The sequence below is a fragment of the Crassaminicella indica genome, from assembly GCF_019203185.1.
Classification (GTDB): Bacteria; Bacillota; Clostridia; order Peptostreptococcales; family Thermotaleaceae; genus Crassaminicella; species Crassaminicella indica.
The window spans coordinates 2,423,313-2,441,637 of record NZ_CP078093.1 but is presented as its reverse complement, the minus strand read 5'-3'; the positions used below and the strand labels follow the sequence as shown (position 1 = coordinate 2,441,637).

Here is an 18,325-nt window from a genome sequence, read left to right as displayed (position 1 = left end):
TACCTAAGACATTATATCATTAATTCCCTAATTTTCCAACAAGAAATTTATGTTATGGAATTTCCAAGGAAATAGTGATAAAAATATAAAAATTTACAATATTTTTTTGAAATATAGTATATTAAAAATGAAATGTTAGCAAAATGCTAACATCTATTTATCACTTTTATCTTTAATTTTTTTTGTATTATGATTAAAAGCTTTACTAAGTTTTTTTATAGCTCTTTTTTCTATTCGAGAAACATAGGATCGAGAAATTCCTAATAGCTTTGCTATTTCTCGTTGGGTTTTACTTCCATCATTGACTAACCCATATCTTAATTGAAGAACAATTCTTTCTCTGTTTTTTAACACACTTGCCATTTTTTGATATAATTTTTTTATTTGTATCTTTAATTCTACTTCATCTAAAACTTTATCTGTTTCAGTTCCTAAAATATCTAATAAAGATATTTCATTTCCTTCTTTATCTACACCAATAGGGTCTTGTAATGATACCTCATTTTTTGTTTTTTTATTGGAACGTATAGTCATTAATATTTCGTTTTCAATTTATACTAAAGTATGATTTATAACGTGTTTTGTTCTATTATATTTTTCTACTCGGAAGTAATTATTTTAAATTATACTTTCATATTTTAAATAAATCTTTTTTTATATCTAATTTTATCTCTTCCCAAAGACTATATTTTTCTTCTTTATTTATTGGAAGCTCTTCAATATAATTTTTTATGATTTTGACCTGCTCCTGTGCTACTTTTTCATAAAATCCCTTTTGTTTTTCTAATGTATCTGGAAAAAATATTCTAACTTTCATACTATCACCTCATATAAAATCTATGCCAACCTTAGTTTGTACTATACTACAGGTTTTATTTTTAATATTATAAAATACTTAATCAATACATCTTACATAGTCTTTTGAATTTTATTATTTTTAGCTGTATTTCCTTATATATCGGTAAATTTTTTTACTATTATGCTGATTATTGCTAATATCTATCGTATTTTCACTATTACCTCGGAAATAATCTCTTGAAATTTAATAATTATTTGCTTCTTTTTTTTATAACCTAAAATAATATTATAGTAAAGAACTTAATAGAAAGGTGATATTATGCATATAGCAATTTATTCTAGAAAATCTAAATTTACAGGAAAAGGTGAATCTACACAAAATCAAATTGAACTTTGCAAAGAATACGCACTTAAGCACTTTCATCCTATTGAAAAATTTATTATCTATGAAGATGAAGGTTTCTCTGGGGGAAATATAGATAGACCAGAATATCAAAGAATGCTAAAAGATGCTCAAAAAGGCAAATTTGATATTTTGATGTGCTATAGACTAGATAGAATATCTAGGAATATTTCTGACTTTTCAGATACCATGAAAATATTAAATCATAAGAATATAGCTTTTATATCTATTCGCGAGCAGTTTGATACTTCAACACCAATGGGTCGTGCAATGATGTATATAGCTTCTGTTTTTGCACAACTTGAAAGAGAAACAATTGCAGAACGCATAAGAGATAATATGCTTCAGCTTGCACGTACAGGTAGATGGCTTGGTGGTACAACTCCTATAGGTTTTATATCGAAATCAGTTGAAATTACTGATTTAAATAATAAACGAAGAAAAATTTTTCAACTTTTTCCTGTTCCTACTGAATTAGAAATAGTCAAAATAATATTTCATAAGTTTTTAGAATTCAAATCATTAAGTAAACTTGAAACATATTGCATTCAAAATAATATGAAAACCCGTAATAATATCGATTTTTCACGATTTGCTTTGCGAGGCATTCTATCTAATCCTGTTTATGCAATTGCTGATGAAAAACTATACAACTATTTTTTAGTAAATAATTTTGACATATATTCAGATAAAAAAGATTTCAACAATAGAAATGGAATTATGGCATATAATAAAACTATTCAAAAGAAAAATACATCAAATAAAATCAGAGATCACTCTGAATGGATTATTTCTGTAGGTAAGCATGAAGGAATCATTCCTAGTACTCAATGGATTCAAGTTCAAAAAATATTACTAAAGAACAAATCAAAATCTTTTAGACAAATCAAAAATACACAATCACTTTTATCTGGCATATTACGTTGTGGAAACTGTGGTAGTTTTATGCGACCTCGTACAGGTAGAAAGAATAAATATGGCATACAAACTTTTTATTATATGTGTGAATATAAGGAAAAAAGCAAAAAAATGAAATGCAGCATAAAAAATATAAATGGTAATAAATTAGATAAGCTTGTAATAGAAGAAATAAAAAAAATAGCAACAAATAACATTGTATTATACGAAAAACTCTCTAAAGATATCATAGAATTCAAATCAAAAGATGATAATATTTGCTCTGAGATAAGTATGTTAGAAAATCATATAAAAGTGAATGAACGTAGTATTGAGCGCTTAATACATACCTTATCACAAGAACAAAGCTCTCCTGCTTCAAAATACATTATCAAGCATATTGAAACATTAGACCAGAAAACAAAAGAGCTAAAAAACAGACTAACTCTTCTAAAAAACAACAATAAAATTCAATTAATACCATCTCAAATAGACATAATAAAAAATCAGCTTACAACATTTCCAAAAATAATTGATACTTTAGATGTTTCATGTAAACGTAATTTAATTCGAAGTTTAGTAGAAAAAATTACTTGGGATGGAGAAAATGTAGATATATTCCTATTAGGAGTAGATATAAAAAAATAAACGAAAACAAAATGTAAAAATGTTTCCGTTTAGATAGGATAGCATTTTCAATACAACGTGCTGCATAAGTAGCTAATCTTGTTCCCTTACTTCTATCAAAAGATGTTATTGCTTTTATTAATCCAATAGTACCTATAGAAATTAAATCATCTACTTCTCTTCCTGTATTATGATATTTTTTTACAATATGAGCAACCAATCTTAGATTCCTTTCCACCAGTATATTTTTTGCCTCTTCATCTCCTTGCTCATATAATGCTAAATAATAGTTTTCTTCTTCTGGTGTTAGTGGTTTTGGAAAAGAAGTATTACTAGAAATATAAGATACTAACATGAAAATAGGTTTTGCCAAAATAACAGATACTGTTACTAGCGTGGTCCACATTTGAATGCACACCTCCTAATTATGCGTCATTTTAAATTATATGTATCCTTCAATATATCTGTGCATGTCTTTTAAGAAAAATCTAATCAATTCGTTCTTTGATATTTTTAAAAATAGGTACTGCTGATTGTCCTCCTGAAACACCATCTTCCACAACGATAGTTATAACAAATTTTGGTTCATCACTAGGAAAATAACCAGTAAACCATGCATGAATAATCTCTTTTCCTTTTAAATTAGCTTGTGCTGAACCAGTTTTTCCAGCAACTCTACCTAGTCCCATATTCCTTGCAGTACCGCCTTTTACTACCTTTTCCATCATTCTTTGAATTTTTTTAGCAGTTTTATAGCTTATTACTTTTTGTGGTTTATTTTTTTCTATCTTTTTTACAATATTTCCATAATCATCAACCACTTCTTTTATTAGATAAACTCCTGTATCTATCCCATCATTAGCAATAATTGCTGTAATTTTAGCAATTTGCAAAGGTGTTACCTCTAAGGTCCCCTGTCCAATAGAAAAATTTCCTATTCCTGCTCCTTTTATATAATCATCAGATGAAAGTTTCCCAGCAATTTCCTCCTGTAAACCAATATTTGTTTTAGCACCTAATCCAAATTTTTTTGCCATATTTAAAATTCTTTCTCCTCCTATTTTTTCTCCTAATTGTATAAATGCTGAATTACACGATACAGCAAAAGCTTCTTCAAAAGTTAATTTTCCATGTCCACCTTTATCAAAGCTCCAACATTTAATTTTAGTACCAGCAATTTCTTCATACCCTTTACAAAAGAAACTTTCATCATTAATTATTTTATTTTCAAGTGCCGCTGCTGCAACAATAATCTTAAAAATAGACCCAGGTGGATACCCCATTTGAATCGCTCTATTATATAGTTCCTTATTATTACTTTTAAGATATGCCGCAATATTATTTTGATCATAGTTAGGTCTACTAACCATAGCCAATATTTCTCCACTTTTTGCATCTAATATAACAACACTTCCATTTTTATGAAACTTGTCAAATTCTTCTTCTGCAATTTTTTGTATATTATAATCTAATGTAGTTACAATATTTTTCCTATTTTTTACAGGAGCAATTTCAAGCTTTTTATATCCTAAACCAGGTATCATTTTTTTCTGTGCATCTACAACAGCATTTACTTTGCAAACTTGATTTTCTTTTAATTCTCTATCAAACATTTTTTCGATGCCTTTTTCTCCTCTGTTATCAATTTTATTTATGTAACCTATTACATGCGTAGCAATAGCCTCTTCATCATATCTATCATTATAATCAACTGGATAAACACCTTTTATTAACATAACTTTTTTCATGATTTTCTCATGATCATTTTTAATTTCAAGTTTAATAGGTCTAGTACTATTCAATTTACCATTCTTTAGTTTATATGAATCAATTTTCGTAAGATCGCTAATCAATTTTATATTTGCATCTGATTTCTTAAAGTATTGTGGAAAAATGACTAAATATTTTTTTTCTTCTCTGTTGGTAAGAGGTATTCTATTTCGATCATATATTTTTCCTCTTTCAATACCAACAGGAATTTCTTTTAACCACTGATTTTTTGCACAAGTATAATACTCACTGCCCTTAATAATCTGTATATAAAAAAGCCGAATCATTAAAGCAAAAAGAAGAACTGTAAATACAATTCCTGTAATATACATTCTATACTGATTATCCTCATTAACAATATTGATTTCTTTTTTTTTCTTTCTATCTACTCTAGCACCCAAAAAAACACCTTCCTTATAAAGATTAACTATTATCAGCATCTCCAATTTAAGGAAGGTGTATACTCTATAATATTTTTAATTCTCTGCCATTTTGCTTTTCATAAATAATTGATCTTACCTTTGAAACCATAATATCTATTGCTACTTTATTATAACCACCCTCTGGAATAATAATATCCGCATATCTTTTACTAGGTTCAATAAATTGAAGGTGAGCAGGTCTAACCGTATTTAAGTATTGTTCAATAACTGATTCAAGAGTTCTCCCTCTTTCATTAATATCTCTGGTAATTCTTCTAATAATTCTTACGTCTGCATCTGTATCTACAAATATTTTAATATCCATTAATTCTCTCAGTTTTTCATCTTCTAAAATCATAATTCCTTCTAATATAATAATATCCTTTGGTTCAACACGAATCGTCTCTTTTTCTCTTGTATGTTTTGAAAAATTATAAATAGGCTTTTCAACAGGTTTATAGTTTAAAAGCTCGTGGAGCTGTTTAAGAAGGAGTTCTGTATCAAAAGCTAATGGATGATCATAATTCGTATGTATTCTCTCTTCCATTGGCAAATGACTTTGGTCTTTATAATAAGAATCTTGTTCAATGATTGCAATATTTTTTTCTGGTAAGCTTTCAAAAATAGCTTTTGCAATTGTACTTTTTCCAGAGCCTGTACCTCCAGTAATACCAATTAAAATCGGTTTACTCAATCTAATCATCCTTCCTACATCTTCTTATAATATAGTATTTTTCTACTGGTTTTTGCATTTTAATTTTTATCACTTGTTGAGGGTGTGGTGCAACATCAATCTCTTCTCCCTTGTTATTCCACATCTGCTCAATACTTTGTGTAAAAATTTTCATACCTGGTCCCATTACTTCAACAGTTTCTCCTTTAAATATTCTATTTCTTTGTTCTATTGTAGCTATACCATTTTTTTTATCATAGTCTAATACTAAACCTACAAAATCATATTCACGTATATACGAACTATTTGCATATAACTGTTCTTTCTCATTAGGCTTATCTATATAAAATCCAGTCGTAAACTTTCTATGACTTGCTTTTTTTATTTCATTCATCCAATTTGGATCATAATGATAATTTTCTTTATTTTCATAATATGTGTCTATAGCTTTTCTATAAACATTAACAATATTTGCAACATAGTATGCACTTTTCATCCTTCCCTCTATTTTAAGACTTGAAAGTCCTGATTCAATCAATTCTGGTATATATTCAATCATACATAAATCCTTTGAATTAAAGAAATATGTACCTTTCTCATCTTCAAAAACAGGAATATATTCTCCTGGTCTTTTCTCTTCCATTAAATAATATTGCCATCTACATGGATGTGCACATTCTCCTCTATTGGCATCTCTATTTGCCATATAATTGCTCAAAAGACATCTTCCTGAATAAGATATGCACATAGCTCCATGAACAAATGCTTCTAATTCAAGACTTTCTGGTATATTTTCTCTAATTTCTTTAATCTCTTTAAAAGATAATTCTCTAGCTAATATAACTCTTTTTACTCCTTGATTGTACCAAAATCTTGCACTCATATAATTCGTATTATTTGCTTGTGTACTTAAATGCACTTCTAGCTCTGGTGCAAACTCTTTTACATACATAAATGTACCTGGATCTGATAGAATAACAGCATCAATATCTAATTCTTGCAATTGCTTTAAATATTCAGGAAGCTCTTTAAAATCTTCATTATGAGGAATAATATTTAATGTAACATATACTTTTTTCCCTCTTTCATGAGCAAATGCTATTCCCTTCTTCATATCTTCTAATGAAAAATTTCTAGCACTCGCTCTTAATCCAAAAATCTGTCCTCCTATATATACAGCATCAGCACCATATATAATAGCTATTTTTAATTTTTCTAAATCACCAGCAGGTGCTAATAATTCTATTTTTTTCATTCTTTTTCCTCCTAATTCTTATAGCTTATGGCAACACCATCACCAATAGGTATTAATGAAGTTGTAAGTTCTGGATGGTGCATAATATAATCTAAATATTTCCTCATTCTCTTTACAATAGTAATTTTTCTGCGTACTACATATTCATTTGAAGCCACCATTCCTTTATATAATACATTATCTGAAACAAGTATGCCTCCTTTTTTTAAAAGGTTTATACTTGAAGAAAGAAATTTCATATACTGTCCTTTTGCAGCATCTAAAAATATCAAATCAAATTTACCTTGTAATGTTGGTAAAATTTCTTCTGCACATCCTTCTATAACTTGTATTTGATCCTTTAACCCCATTATTTCTATATTCTTTCTAGCAATTTCAACCATATCTGATCTTTTCTCTATACTAATGACCTTTCCATTTTCCATAGCTTTTGTAAAGATAATAGCAGAGTAACCTATTGCTGTTCCAACTTCCAAAACAGATTTTGTTTGATTTATTTGCGTAATTACTTCCAAAAGCTTTGCTACTTCAGGCTGTACAATAGGTACATGATTTTTTAAAGCATAATCCTCCATATCTTTTAATATTCCATCCTTTTGAGGCAAAATATTCCTAATATATTCTTCAATTAATTCATTAACAATATTACCCAATCTATACAACTCCTTTTATTTAACTTTTACATATTCATTTTTTCTTTTTAGTAAATCCCATTCTTTGCATTTAAATGCTCTTTAAATGTTTTACTAAAATGATGCTCTCCATTTTTGCTGACAACAAAATATAAATAATCAGTTTCACTTGGATATAGTGCTGCTTCTATAGAAGCTTTTCCAGGAGACGCAATAGGTCTAGGAGGTAAACCAGCATGCTTGTAAGTATTATAGGGAGAATCAGTTTCAACATCTTTAAAGCTTAATTTTGCTTTTCTCTCTCCTAAAACATATTGAACTGTAGCACAAGATTGAAGAGGCATCTTTTTTCTTATTCTATTATGAAAAACACTCGATACAATAGGTCTTTCCTTATCTACCTTTGCTTCTCTTTCTATAATAGAGGCAAGCGTTATAATATCATTTACACTCATATTTAATTCTTTTGCTCTTTTATAATACGCATCTTCAAAAATATCATCAAAACGATTTAGCATCTTTATAATAATTTCTCTCTCTGTATCATTTTTAGCTATTTCATAAGTATCAGGAAATAAAAAACCTTCTAATCTATTTTTTCCTTTTGGTATATCTTTTAAAAACTTATAGTCAAAATCTTCATTATTTGCTATTTTTATAAACTTATCTTTATTGATTAATCCTTTCTCTTCTAATCTTTTAACAATCTGTTTAAACTCAAATCCTTCAGGTATAGTAACCTTTACAGTATCTTTTACAGTATCTCCACTTATAAGACTCTTTATAATTTCATCTACAGACATACTCTGCTTAAAACTATAGTTACCTGCTTGCATTTTACCATCTGATTTTGACATTTTACTTAAAATACGAAAAGCCAGTTCACTTTTAATCACATGCTTTTCATATAAAATATTTGCAATTTGTTTTGTAGAAGCCCCTATTGGAATCTGAACCATAACCAAAGTATCACTACTTTCATTTACAGGTTCAATTTTCTTCTCAAAATAAATTTTACCTACACCTAAAGCAATGACAACAATAAGTAAAAATATTATGCCCTTAAATTTATGCGATTTCATTAAACTACCTCCAAGCTAGAATATTTCCATCATTTAATTATACAATCCTCAACAAATATTTACAACAACTTCATAAAAAATAAAAATATGCTGCAAAAACAGCATATTTATCTATACTTCCATTATAATTGGTAAAATCATAGGACTTCTTTTCGTTTTTTCATATAAAAAACCTTTTAAACTATCTTTGATAGAAGCTTTTAATGCAGCCCATTCTTTTATTCCATTATTTTGACACACTTGTAATGCATTTTTTACCACAGTCCTTGCTTCATCCATCAAAACTTCAGATTCTCTCACATAAACAAATCCGCGAGATATAATATCAGGACCAGATACTACTTGTCCATCTTCTTTTGTAATGGTTACAACTACAACCATCAGTCCATCCTCTGACAGATGCTTTCTATCTCTCAGAACAATGTTACCAACATCTCCAACACCTAAACCATCTACTAGTATATTACCAGCTGGAACATTACCACAAACTCTCGCACTCTCCCTTGTAATTTCTACAACCTGTCCATTTTCAATAGTAAAAATATTTTCCGTTGGCATTCCTAAACTTTCAGCAAGTTTACCATGTTGTCTTAGATGTCTATATTCACCATGAACTGGTATAAAATATTTGGGTTTTATTAATGAATGCATCAATTTTAATTCTTCTTGACATGCATGTCCTGAAACATGAACATCTGCTAATGCTTCATAAATAACATTGGCACCTTTTTCGAATAGCTGATTTACAACTCTTGCCACCGTTTTCTCATTTCCAGGTATTGGTGTTGCAGAAAGAATGACCATATCTCCTGGTTGAATTTCTAATTTTCTATGTTCTGCAGAGGCCATTCTTGATAAAGCTGACATAGGTTCTCCTTGACTACCTGTAGTAATAACAACAACCTCATTATTAGGATAATTGTTAATATCATTGATATCAATTAGCATATCCTCAGGAACCTTTAAATACCCTAAATCCATAGCAACATTAACTACATTAACCATGCTTCTTCCAGATACTGAGATTTTTCGGTTAAACTTATACGCAGCATCAATGATTTGCTGCACCCTATGAACATTAGAAGCAAAAGTCGCAACAATAATCCTTTGAGTAGCATTTCTAAATATGTTTTCAAAAGTTACACCAACTGTTCTCTCAGACATTGTATAACCTTGTCTTTCAACATTTGTACTATCTGCCAAAAGCAATAATACCCCTCTTTTTCCAAGCTCAGCTAATCTATGAAAATCCATAGGTTCTCCATCAATTGGCGTAAAGTCTACCTTAAAATCTCCTGTATGTACAATAGTTCCTATAGGTGTATGAATAGCTAAACAAACTGCATCTGCAATGGAATGGCTTGTTCTAATAAACTCTACTTTAAAATCTCCTAGCTTTATAACATCTCCAGGTTTTACAACTTCAGTATGGACACTAGAAGATAGCTTATGTTCCTTCAATTTGTTCTCTACTAATCCTAAGGTTAATTTAGTACCATATATAGGAACATTTAGTTTCTTTAAAACATAAGGCAATGCTCCAATATGATCTTCATGTCCATGGGTAAGAACAATTCCTCGTACTTTATCTCTATTTTTAATCAAATATGTAATATCTGGAATTACCATATCGATTCCTAGCATTTCATCCTCAGGAAAGCTTAACCCACAGTCAACAATCATAATATCATCCTTAAATTCAAATGCCATCATATTTTTTCCTATCTCGTTTAGCCCACCAAGAGGAATCACTTTGATTTTTGCTGGTTTTCTTGCCACAATATCACACTCCTTATTTCTACTATGTATTTCCGCTCTGATAGTCAATGAAAACAACAAACCCGGACAATTACATCTAACTTATTATACTGTATTTACCATGCCTTATCAATATAAAAACACATTAGCAAATATTCATTACCCTTTATATTATTATTGCTTCTTTTTTCAATAAGTAAACGAGAGTTGAAAATTTTATTAGGTTTATAGAGAAAAAACCCTGTAACTTTGAGATACAGGATTTACTGACACTTAGAACAATATCCAAAGAATTTTACCTTATGATCACTAATTTTAAAATTATAGTTGTTTTCAATTTCTTCTTCTAATGTTTCCATTAAATCTACTTCAACTTCAATAACATCTCCACATTTTAAACAAATTAAATGGTGATGTTGATGATCATCTTCATGGGTATTCAATTCGTATCTGCTACATCCATCATCAAAATTTATTTTTGAAATTATATCCAGTTCATCAAGAAGCTGCAAAGTTCTATATACTGTAGCCAAACCTATCTCAGGGCAATTTTCCTTAACCATATCATAAATTTCTTCGGTACTTAAATGCTTTCCTTGATTTTGAATAATTATATCTAAAGTAGCTCTCCTTTGAGGGGTTAACTTATAACCTTTTTCCTTTAATCTATCCTTTAAATTTTCTATCATTTCGTTCACTTTAGCACCTTCTTTTTCAATTAATAATCTCTCTTATATGCAATAGTTTAATTCTAAATCTTACAAAAGTCAAGGAGTTTTTCTATTCTTTGGATATGAATACTAATTCTTCTAAATATAAAATCATTTATCGCATTTCTTAAAATTCAAAGTACATCCTTTACAATCTTCGCATTTATGTTGTTTTTTTAATAGTGTATAACATCTTGGACATCTAGTACTACTTGGATCTTTTATAATATTCCCACAGGTTTTACAAACTATATGCATATTCTCATCCCCTAGAAATAATTATTTGTTTTTAATTGATAATATTATCAATTAAATAATGATATGATTTTTTTATCATAAATGACAATACATAAAAACTATGACCTAAATAGTCATAGTCTACTCTTCTTTAAATAATTCTTCATAAGCAGAAATAACTTGATTTAGTTCTTTTTCATCTTGAACATTTTCAAGAACTTCTTTCCCTTCAGAATCAATAATTTTGAAAATGACTACTCCTTCATCATTTTCATCTACAGGCGAAAGAATTGCATATTCAATATCTTCAATTTTTAAAGTTGCAACAATTTCAAAATCTATTTCCTTTCCACTATCATCTAAAAGTGTTATAATATTTTCATTTTCCATTCTTACCACCTCTTCATTATTTTTGAGCATCTAAATAACCTTGTAAAATATATGTAGCTGCAACCATATCAATTACTTTTTTTCTTTTTTTTCTACTCACATCTCCACTTATTAACATTCTTTCAGCAGCTACTGTTGTTAATCTTTCATCCCATAGAATAATTTCTATTTTAAATCGATTTTTTAAACCTTCAACAAATTCCAAAACCTTTTCACCCTGAGGTCCTAAACTACCATTCATATTTTTAGGTATACCTACAATTATTTTTGTTATTTCTTTTTCCTCAATAATTTCTCCAATTCTTCGATAATCAGCTTTCTTATTTGTCCTCCTTATGGTTTCAATTCCTTGAGCTGTCCATCCTAATGGATCACTTGCAGCAACTCCTATAGTTTTATCTCCTACATCCAATCCCATTATTCTCATCATTCACCCTCATCTCTATACTATTTTTATGCAAAATTGTGGACAATAGCTGCTGCAATACCCACAAAGAACACATTTATCCTTATCCACAACAACTTTATTATTTACTATATTTAATGCATGATGTTTACAATGCTTAACACAATTACCACATTTTTCACACCAATCATCTATATGTAATTTCCGTGTTTTTTTAGAAATTTTCTGTTGTACTTCATCTGGAACTTTTTCTCCATTAAACTTTAAAATATTAGCTATAACTTCCTCCTTTGTTTGCATACCAACAGCTATAGAATGAAGTTCTTTGATGCTTATAACATAATCAAGGCTTTCTTCTACAGAATGAATTAAATTTCCTCCTCCTATTGGTTTCATTCCATATATGCCTTTACCGTTTTTATAAGCTTTTTTTATAGCTTTAAGCATTTCATCTTTGCTACCATCTTGAATTCCAATCCCTTTTATATTAATAATAGGATGAATCACATCAATTTCTTCCATTTCTGCTGCAGCTACTACAGCTCTAACTGTATGTGTAGATATCCCTACAGCATTTATTATACCCATCTCTTTCATTTTTAAATAATATCTTAATGCTTCATAATGCCCTCTTAAAGTATATTCACTTTCCTGTTCATGTAATAAAAAAATATCCATTTTATCAATCTTTAATTCTGTCAATGCTTCATCTAAACTTTTCTTAGCCGTTTCTTCATCATAAGCATATGACTTTGAAGCAATAACAATATCTTTTCTTTTACTGATCTCTAATGCTCTTTTTATATAGGGATACGTCTTATATAACTGAGCAGTATCTATAAAATTCACACCTCTATTAAAAGCCTCAGCAATTACCTCAGCACCTACTTCAATGGGTAGATTCGCTTGTAGCGGTCCTACTGTCAATCCTCCAAAGCAAATTCTTGATACTTTTATTCCTGTATTCCCCAACATTCTATATTCCATATTATACTCCTAACTTTCTTCCATAGTGAAAAATGTAAGATATAATATACTCATTGCTAAAAATATTATTCCTGTTGCAGCAGCAACAACTCCTGAATCATTCACAAAAAATGCTACAATACAAGCCATAACAATACCAGACCAACCTATTGATAAATTAGGATATAAATTAGTCAGTCTATAAAAAATACCTACTGGTCTGTAAAACAATGTAGCAAGTATAGCAATAGCTGACATTAATACTTTACTCCATATAGTTATACCAATTAATCTTATATTCATTGAAATTTTTCTTTTTATGATTAAGAAAATAACGCTAGGTCCACCTTCCATGATTTGTTCAACTGCTCCTGCTAAATGAGATTGACTTTTTAGTATTTTCATATCTATAAAAGCCATGAGTGCTACAATCAATACAATACATGTACCAATAAGTATAAATTGTTTTAGCTTTATTTTAATATTAAACAATCTTAAAGCTACAAAAATAAATGCAGCTACAGCAGTCATAGTTCCTCCTACATTTGCTCCTAGCTTTGGAAACCCAATAATCAATATAGTTATAGAAAAAATTAAAATAGACCATAACTTATTTAATCTAAACCTATCAATTATTATCGTAGCAAATACAAGAGTAGCTCCAATTAAAACACCCATATATTCATTTCCTATCCCATAATATCTTGCACCAATAATAGGATCATATCCTAATAATGAACGCTTCATTAAATTTGCACCTGTACAAATATCTGTAAGCAATCCTATTGTAGTAATAAAAGATAATATAAATAAACTATCTAGTGGATGCTTACTGGTCTTTTTGATAATATAAGTAATCAAAATAGTTAATCCAATAGAAAAAACGTAAGTCAAAATGAGATTTTTCACACCTAATAAAGGTAATATCAACAGTACAAAAGGTACAGTCATAGTACTTAGCAAAATATTTTTAAAATAGCCAACCATTTTGCTATTAATCTTATCTCCTAATAGAATCATAAACAATCCTATCATAGAAACCAGTATTTCAAATACAGCAAAGCTAGATAAAACAGGATACCTATTTTCTGATGTACTGACAATCTGCTCATTTAAGTGCATTAAAAACTCGTAATTTTTTTCCTTTGTAATTACTTGAGCAGCCCTTCCACTCATATTATGAGAATCTGTCCCAAGATACACAGTAATAGAAGGTGCAATATCAACATTTCCAATAACTCCAATTCTTCTTGTAGTACTTGAAGTTAAAACTCCTTTATTAATTCCATCACCATAAAAAATAACTGGTGTTAGGGTGTTTCCATTTTTTATATCCTTAGATGATGGATAAGGTGAAACTAAAATAACCATTGTATTTTGGATATCAATATTTTTTAGTAAATCACTAATAAAACGATCTGCATCTCCTAATACCTTTGATTTATGTTTTAGATACATCTCATCAGATAGATTAGGTGCATATCTTTCCAGTCTACCAATATCACCAATATCTACTACAATCAATTGGGATTTTTTATATGAATCTTTAAAAACATCTAACATCTTTTTATAATTACTTTTTACTCCAAAAGGATATGTTTCATCTTCAGCCAAAATATCTTTTCCAATATTACCATAATCTACATATCCTCTATAGTCCATTGCAATAACAGGTGCAAGACGAACAAAATTTTCTTCATAATCTGCATTTCCTATTGCTGCAGTCTTCATTCCATAATCATGAAGAGATTGGCCTAATGAACCTAAGATTGCTCCATATTGTCCCTTTTCATTTAGTACATTCAATTTTACTATATCTAAATTAATAATCCCAGTACTTGGAATATCTATACCTGTTCTTCTTTTATATATAGCTTTAACCTTTTCATTCAATTTATAAAAATTCATTGTAGTAGATGATGCTTCTGCCCTAACTCCTGCTCCTATTGTTGCATATGCTTTATAAGTATTTGCTCTTGTCGATGTCCTATTGTTCATTAAAGCAATAGCTCCATCATCTATCAGTTTATTAACGGAACTCATATTATATAAATCTTCATAGCTTGTCTCATTCATGACAATTAAGACAACCTTTTTATTTTCTTGCGCACATGTAAAAAAAGTTAGCATCATGCATAGAATAATAACAACTATAAATATTTTATGTACTTTTTTTTTCAATTTCTCTCTCTCCTACTTATTTTCTAAATAACTTTTCAATATTTCCTCTAACAATTCATCTCTTTCTACTTGTCTTATCACACTTCGTGCATTATTATAGCTTGTAATATAAGTAGGATCTCCCGATAAAATATATCCTACCAACTGATTAATTGGATTATATCCTTTCTCCTTTAAAGATTTATGCACACTTGTTAAAATCTCCTCTATTTCGTTGGCTTTTTCTTTATCTACTTTAAATTTCATTGTAAAATTTGATTGATTATTCATACATTTACACTCCTTCCTTTTATCTATATTTTATATATATTCTATTTTATTATAACACAATCCTTTTAAGTAAATGGACGAAAGTTTGCTTTTAAACCTTCGCCCACTACTTATTATAACTACTTTACTTGCTCTTTTACAATATTTATTACATGGGCTAATGCCTCATCTATTTTGGATATATCCTTTGCTCCTGCTTGTGCCATGGTTGGTTTTCCACCACCACCACCACCTGCTATTTTGGCAACCTGTCTAATAATATTCCCTGCATGAATTCCTTTTTCAACAACATCTTTTGTTGCCATAGCAACAAAATTTCCTTTATTATCTTTTTCTGTTCCTAAAACGACAAGACCTGAACCTAATTTATCTTTTAATTGATCTCCTAGCTTTCTTAAGCTATCCATATCTAAGCCTATCAACTTATATGCTATTACTTGAATATTTTCAACTTCAACTGCTTTTTCTAATATTTCATTCACAGCACTCTTTGCCATCTTATTTTTAAGAATTTCTACTTCTTTATGTGCATCTTTTAAATTATTCACTAAATTTTCTACCTTCAATACAATTTCCTTTGGATTGCTCTTTAAAGTTCTTGCAATTTCTTTTATTTTTAATTCTTGTTCTTTCATATATTCATATGCTTTATGTCCAGTAATAGCCTCTATTCTCCTAATTCCAGCAGCAACGCCACCTTCACTTATAATCTTAAATAATCCTACTTGACTTGTATTATTTAAATGTGTTCCACCACATAGTTCTATACTATAATCTCCCATAGAAACTACACGTACAACTTCTCCATATTTTTCCCCAAAAAGAGCTGTTGCTCCTTTTTCTTTTGCTTCATTGATACCCATTTCTTCTGCTAAGATTGTCATACTCTCAAGAATTTTTTGATTTACTAATTCTTCAACCTTTTCTAATTCCTCTTCAGTAAGTGCTTGAAAATGTGAAAAGTCAAATCTTAGTCTATCTGGCGTTACTAAAGAGCCTGATTGTTCAACATGATTGCCTAACACATTCCTTAATGCAGCCTGTAGTAAATGAGTTGCTGTGTGATTTCTTGCAGAGCTTATTCTTTCTTCCACATTAATAGATGCCTTGACTATACTATTTACAGATATAGTTCCTTCTAATATCTCACCTATATGCAATATCCTATTGTTACTTTTTTTACAGTCTGTTATTTTAATTTTGCAAGTTTCATTAAATAAGAACCCATGATCTCCTACTTGTCCTCCACCTTCTGGATAAAATGGCGTCTCATCTAATATAATAGTAACAGCATCACCCTTTTGAGCATACTCTACGATTTCATCACCTTTTACTAATGCTATAACCTTTGCGTTCATCTCATATTCTTTATATCCTTTAAATTGTGACTTTATATTTTCATCTAGCTTTGCATATACGTCTTCCTTCCAACCTATCTCTTCATTGTTTTGTCTTGCATTTCTTGCTCTTTGTCTTTGCTTTTCCATTTCAGCTTTAAAACCGTCTTCATCAACAGTCATATTTTCTTCTTCCAATATTTCTTTAGTCAACTCTAGTGGAAATCCATAGGTATCATACAATCTAAAAGCTTTTTCTCCAGATAAAATATTTTTATCTTCTCTTTTTAATTCTTCAATATAACCTTTTAGAATTTCACTACCTTGATCTATTGTCTCTTGAAATCTTTCTTCTTCAATAGCAACAACTTTCTTAATATATTCTTTTCTTTCCAAAAGCTCTGGATAAGCTTCACTCGATACTTCAAGCACACTATCTACTAATCTACTTAAAAATTCTCCTTTAATACCGAGTAATTTTCCATGTCTTGCAGCTCTTCTTAATAACCTTCTAAGAACATATCCTCTACCTTCATTGCTTGGCATGATTCCATCACATACCATAAAAGTAACAGAACGAATATGATCTGTTATAATTCTCACTGAAACATCTGTTTTTTTATTTTCTCCATATTTTTGTCCAGAAAGCTCTAATACTTTATTTAATATATGCTTTATAGTATCTATTTCAAATATAGAATCCACATCCTGTATAATACATGCTAGTCTTTCTAATCCCATTCCCGTATCAATATTAGGATTTGGTAATGGATTATAATTTCCTTCCTCATCCTTATCAAATTGTGTAAATACATGATTCCAAAACTCTATATATCTATCACAATCACATCCTGGTTTGCAATCAGCACTGCCACAACCATACTTTTCTCCTCTATCATAATAAATTTCAGAGCATGGTCCACATGGTCCTACTCCTATTTCCCAAAAGTTATCCTCTTTACCTAATCTTACAATTCTTTCTTGAGGTATACCTATTTTTTTATGCCAAATTTCATAGGCTTCATCATCTTCTTCATATACGCTCACCCATAATTTTTCAACAGGAAGTTTTAAATATTTTGTTACAAACTCCCATCCCCAATGGATAGATTCATTTTTAAAATAATCTCCAAAGGAAAAATTTCCAAGCATCTCAAAAAAAGTAGCATGTCTTGCTGTTTTTCCTACATTTTCAATATCTCCTGTTCGAATACATTTCTGACATGTAGCCATTCTTTTCTTAGGTGGTGTATCTATCCCCATAAAATAATTTTTCAAAGGAGCCATTCCCGCATTTATTAATAATAAACTCTTGTCATTTTCAGGAACTAGCGAATAACTAGCTCTTACATAATGACCTTTGCTTTCAAAAAAATCTAAAAACTGCTTTCTTATTACATTCAAGCTCATTTTTTCCATAGTATCAACCTCCATTATTTTTATACAAAAATAAACTCTCATCCCATATAGGGACGAGAGTATTCTCGCGGTACCACCCTACTTACCAAAAT

17 protein-coding genes, 1 pseudogene and 1 other annotated feature (1 of these 19 running past the window's edge) are annotated in these 18,325 nt (G+C 29.4%); of the genes and pseudogenes, 1 reads left to right on the top strand and 17 read right to left on the bottom strand.

Annotation, left to right across the window (positions count from 1 at the left end):
- Positions 1-153: 153 nt before the first annotated feature.
- On the bottom strand, positions 154-552 hold the full coding sequence (locus tag KVH43_RS11615) for a sigma-70 family RNA polymerase sigma factor (RefSeq protein WP_476695951.1): 399 nt from the start codon (positions 550-552) through the stop codon (positions 154-156).
- Between the two features lie 79 nt (positions 553-631).
- Complete coding sequence (locus KVH43_RS11610; protein ID WP_218282687.1) at positions 632-817, bottom strand: hypothetical protein; 186 nt, start codon at positions 815-817, stop codon at positions 632-634.
- 300 nt (positions 818-1,117) lie between these two features.
- On the opposite strand from KVH43_RS11610, the gene KVH43_RS11605 reads away from it, so the two are divergent.
- On the top strand, positions 1,118-2,746 hold the full coding sequence (locus tag KVH43_RS11605; protein ID WP_218282686.1) for a recombinase family protein: 1,629 nt from the start codon (positions 1,118-1,120) through the stop codon (positions 2,744-2,746).
- Between the two features lie 34 nt (positions 2,747-2,780).
- On the opposite strand, the pseudogene KVH43_RS11600 reads toward KVH43_RS11605, so the two are convergent.
- The 15 genes and pseudogenes from KVH43_RS11600 to alaS form a co-directional block, all read right to left on the bottom strand.
- Positions 2,781-3,080: pseudogene (locus KVH43_RS11600) on the bottom strand (sigma-70 family RNA polymerase sigma factor); the annotation flags it as partial.
- A 133-nt stretch (positions 3,081-3,213) separates the two neighbouring features.
- Complete coding sequence (locus tag KVH43_RS11595) at positions 3,214-4,896, bottom strand: peptidoglycan D,D-transpeptidase FtsI family protein (protein WP_218282684.1); 1,683 nt, start codon at positions 4,894-4,896, stop codon at positions 3,214-3,216.
- 64 nt (positions 4,897-4,960) lie between these two features.
- Positions 4,961-5,611, bottom strand: a complete 651-nt coding sequence (gene udk / locus KVH43_RS11590; RefSeq protein ID WP_218282683.1) for a uridine kinase — start codon at positions 5,609-5,611, stop codon at positions 4,961-4,963.
- 1 nt (position 5,612) lies between these two features.
- Positions 5,613-6,845: a peptidase U32 family protein gene (locus tag KVH43_RS11585; RefSeq protein WP_218282682.1), complete on the bottom strand. Its 1,233-nt coding sequence runs from the start codon at positions 6,843-6,845 to the stop codon at positions 5,613-5,615.
- A gap of 11 nt (positions 6,846-6,856) precedes the next feature.
- Positions 6,857-7,498, bottom strand: a complete 642-nt coding sequence (locus tag KVH43_RS11580) for an O-methyltransferase (protein ID WP_218282681.1) — start codon at positions 7,496-7,498, stop codon at positions 6,857-6,859.
- A gap of 47 nt (positions 7,499-7,545) precedes the next feature.
- Entirely contained in the window at positions 7,546-8,559 is a 1,014-nt protein-coding gene (gene mltG, locus KVH43_RS11575) for an endolytic transglycosylase MltG (RefSeq protein ID WP_218282680.1), read from the bottom strand.
- 111 nt (positions 8,560-8,670) lie between these two features.
- Positions 8,671-10,338 (bottom strand): ribonuclease J, encoded by a 1,668-nt coding sequence (locus tag KVH43_RS11570; RefSeq protein WP_218282679.1) that lies wholly within the window; start codon positions 10,336-10,338, stop codon positions 8,671-8,673.
- A 242-nt stretch (positions 10,339-10,580) separates the two neighbouring features.
- On the bottom strand, positions 10,581-11,006 hold the full coding sequence (locus KVH43_RS11565) for a Fur family transcriptional regulator (protein WP_276572128.1): 426 nt from the start codon (positions 11,004-11,006) through the stop codon (positions 10,581-10,583).
- A gap of 132 nt (positions 11,007-11,138) precedes the next feature.
- On the bottom strand, positions 11,139-11,285 hold the full coding sequence (locus KVH43_RS11560; protein WP_218282677.1) for a hypothetical protein: 147 nt from the start codon (positions 11,283-11,285) through the stop codon (positions 11,139-11,141).
- Positions 11,286-11,405: 120 nt separating this feature from the next.
- The gene (locus tag KVH43_RS11555; protein ID WP_218282676.1) at positions 11,406-11,684 is read right to left on the bottom strand and encodes a DUF1292 domain-containing protein; all 279 of its coding nucleotides are present in this window, start codon (positions 11,682-11,684) and stop codon (positions 11,406-11,408) included.
- Positions 11,671-12,081: a Holliday junction resolvase RuvX gene (gene ruvX, locus KVH43_RS11550; protein ID WP_218284156.1), complete on the bottom strand. Its 411-nt coding sequence runs from the start codon at positions 12,079-12,081 to the stop codon at positions 11,671-11,673. The genes KVH43_RS11555 and ruvX overlap by 14 nt, the downstream gene beginning before the upstream one ends.
- A 15-nt stretch (positions 12,082-12,096) precedes the next feature.
- Positions 12,097-13,047: an aldo/keto reductase gene (locus KVH43_RS11545; RefSeq protein ID WP_218282675.1), complete on the bottom strand. Its 951-nt coding sequence runs from the start codon at positions 13,045-13,047 to the stop codon at positions 12,097-12,099.
- Positions 13,048-13,056: 9 nt separating this feature from the next.
- Complete coding sequence (locus KVH43_RS11540; protein ID WP_218282674.1) at positions 13,057-15,207, bottom strand: hypothetical protein; 2,151 nt, start codon at positions 15,205-15,207, stop codon at positions 13,057-13,059.
- 12 nt (positions 15,208-15,219) lie between these two features.
- Positions 15,220-15,477 (bottom strand): IreB family regulatory phosphoprotein, encoded by a 258-nt coding sequence (locus KVH43_RS11535; RefSeq protein WP_218282673.1) that lies wholly within the window; start codon positions 15,475-15,477, stop codon positions 15,220-15,222.
- A 119-nt stretch (positions 15,478-15,596) separates the two neighbouring features.
- Entirely contained in the window at positions 15,597-18,233 is a 2,637-nt protein-coding gene (gene alaS, locus KVH43_RS11530; protein WP_218282672.1) for an alanine--tRNA ligase, read from the bottom strand.
- A 46-nt stretch (positions 18,234-18,279) separates the two neighbouring features.
- Positions 18,280-18,325 (bottom strand) — a binding site (T-box leader); it runs 181 nt beyond the window's last position.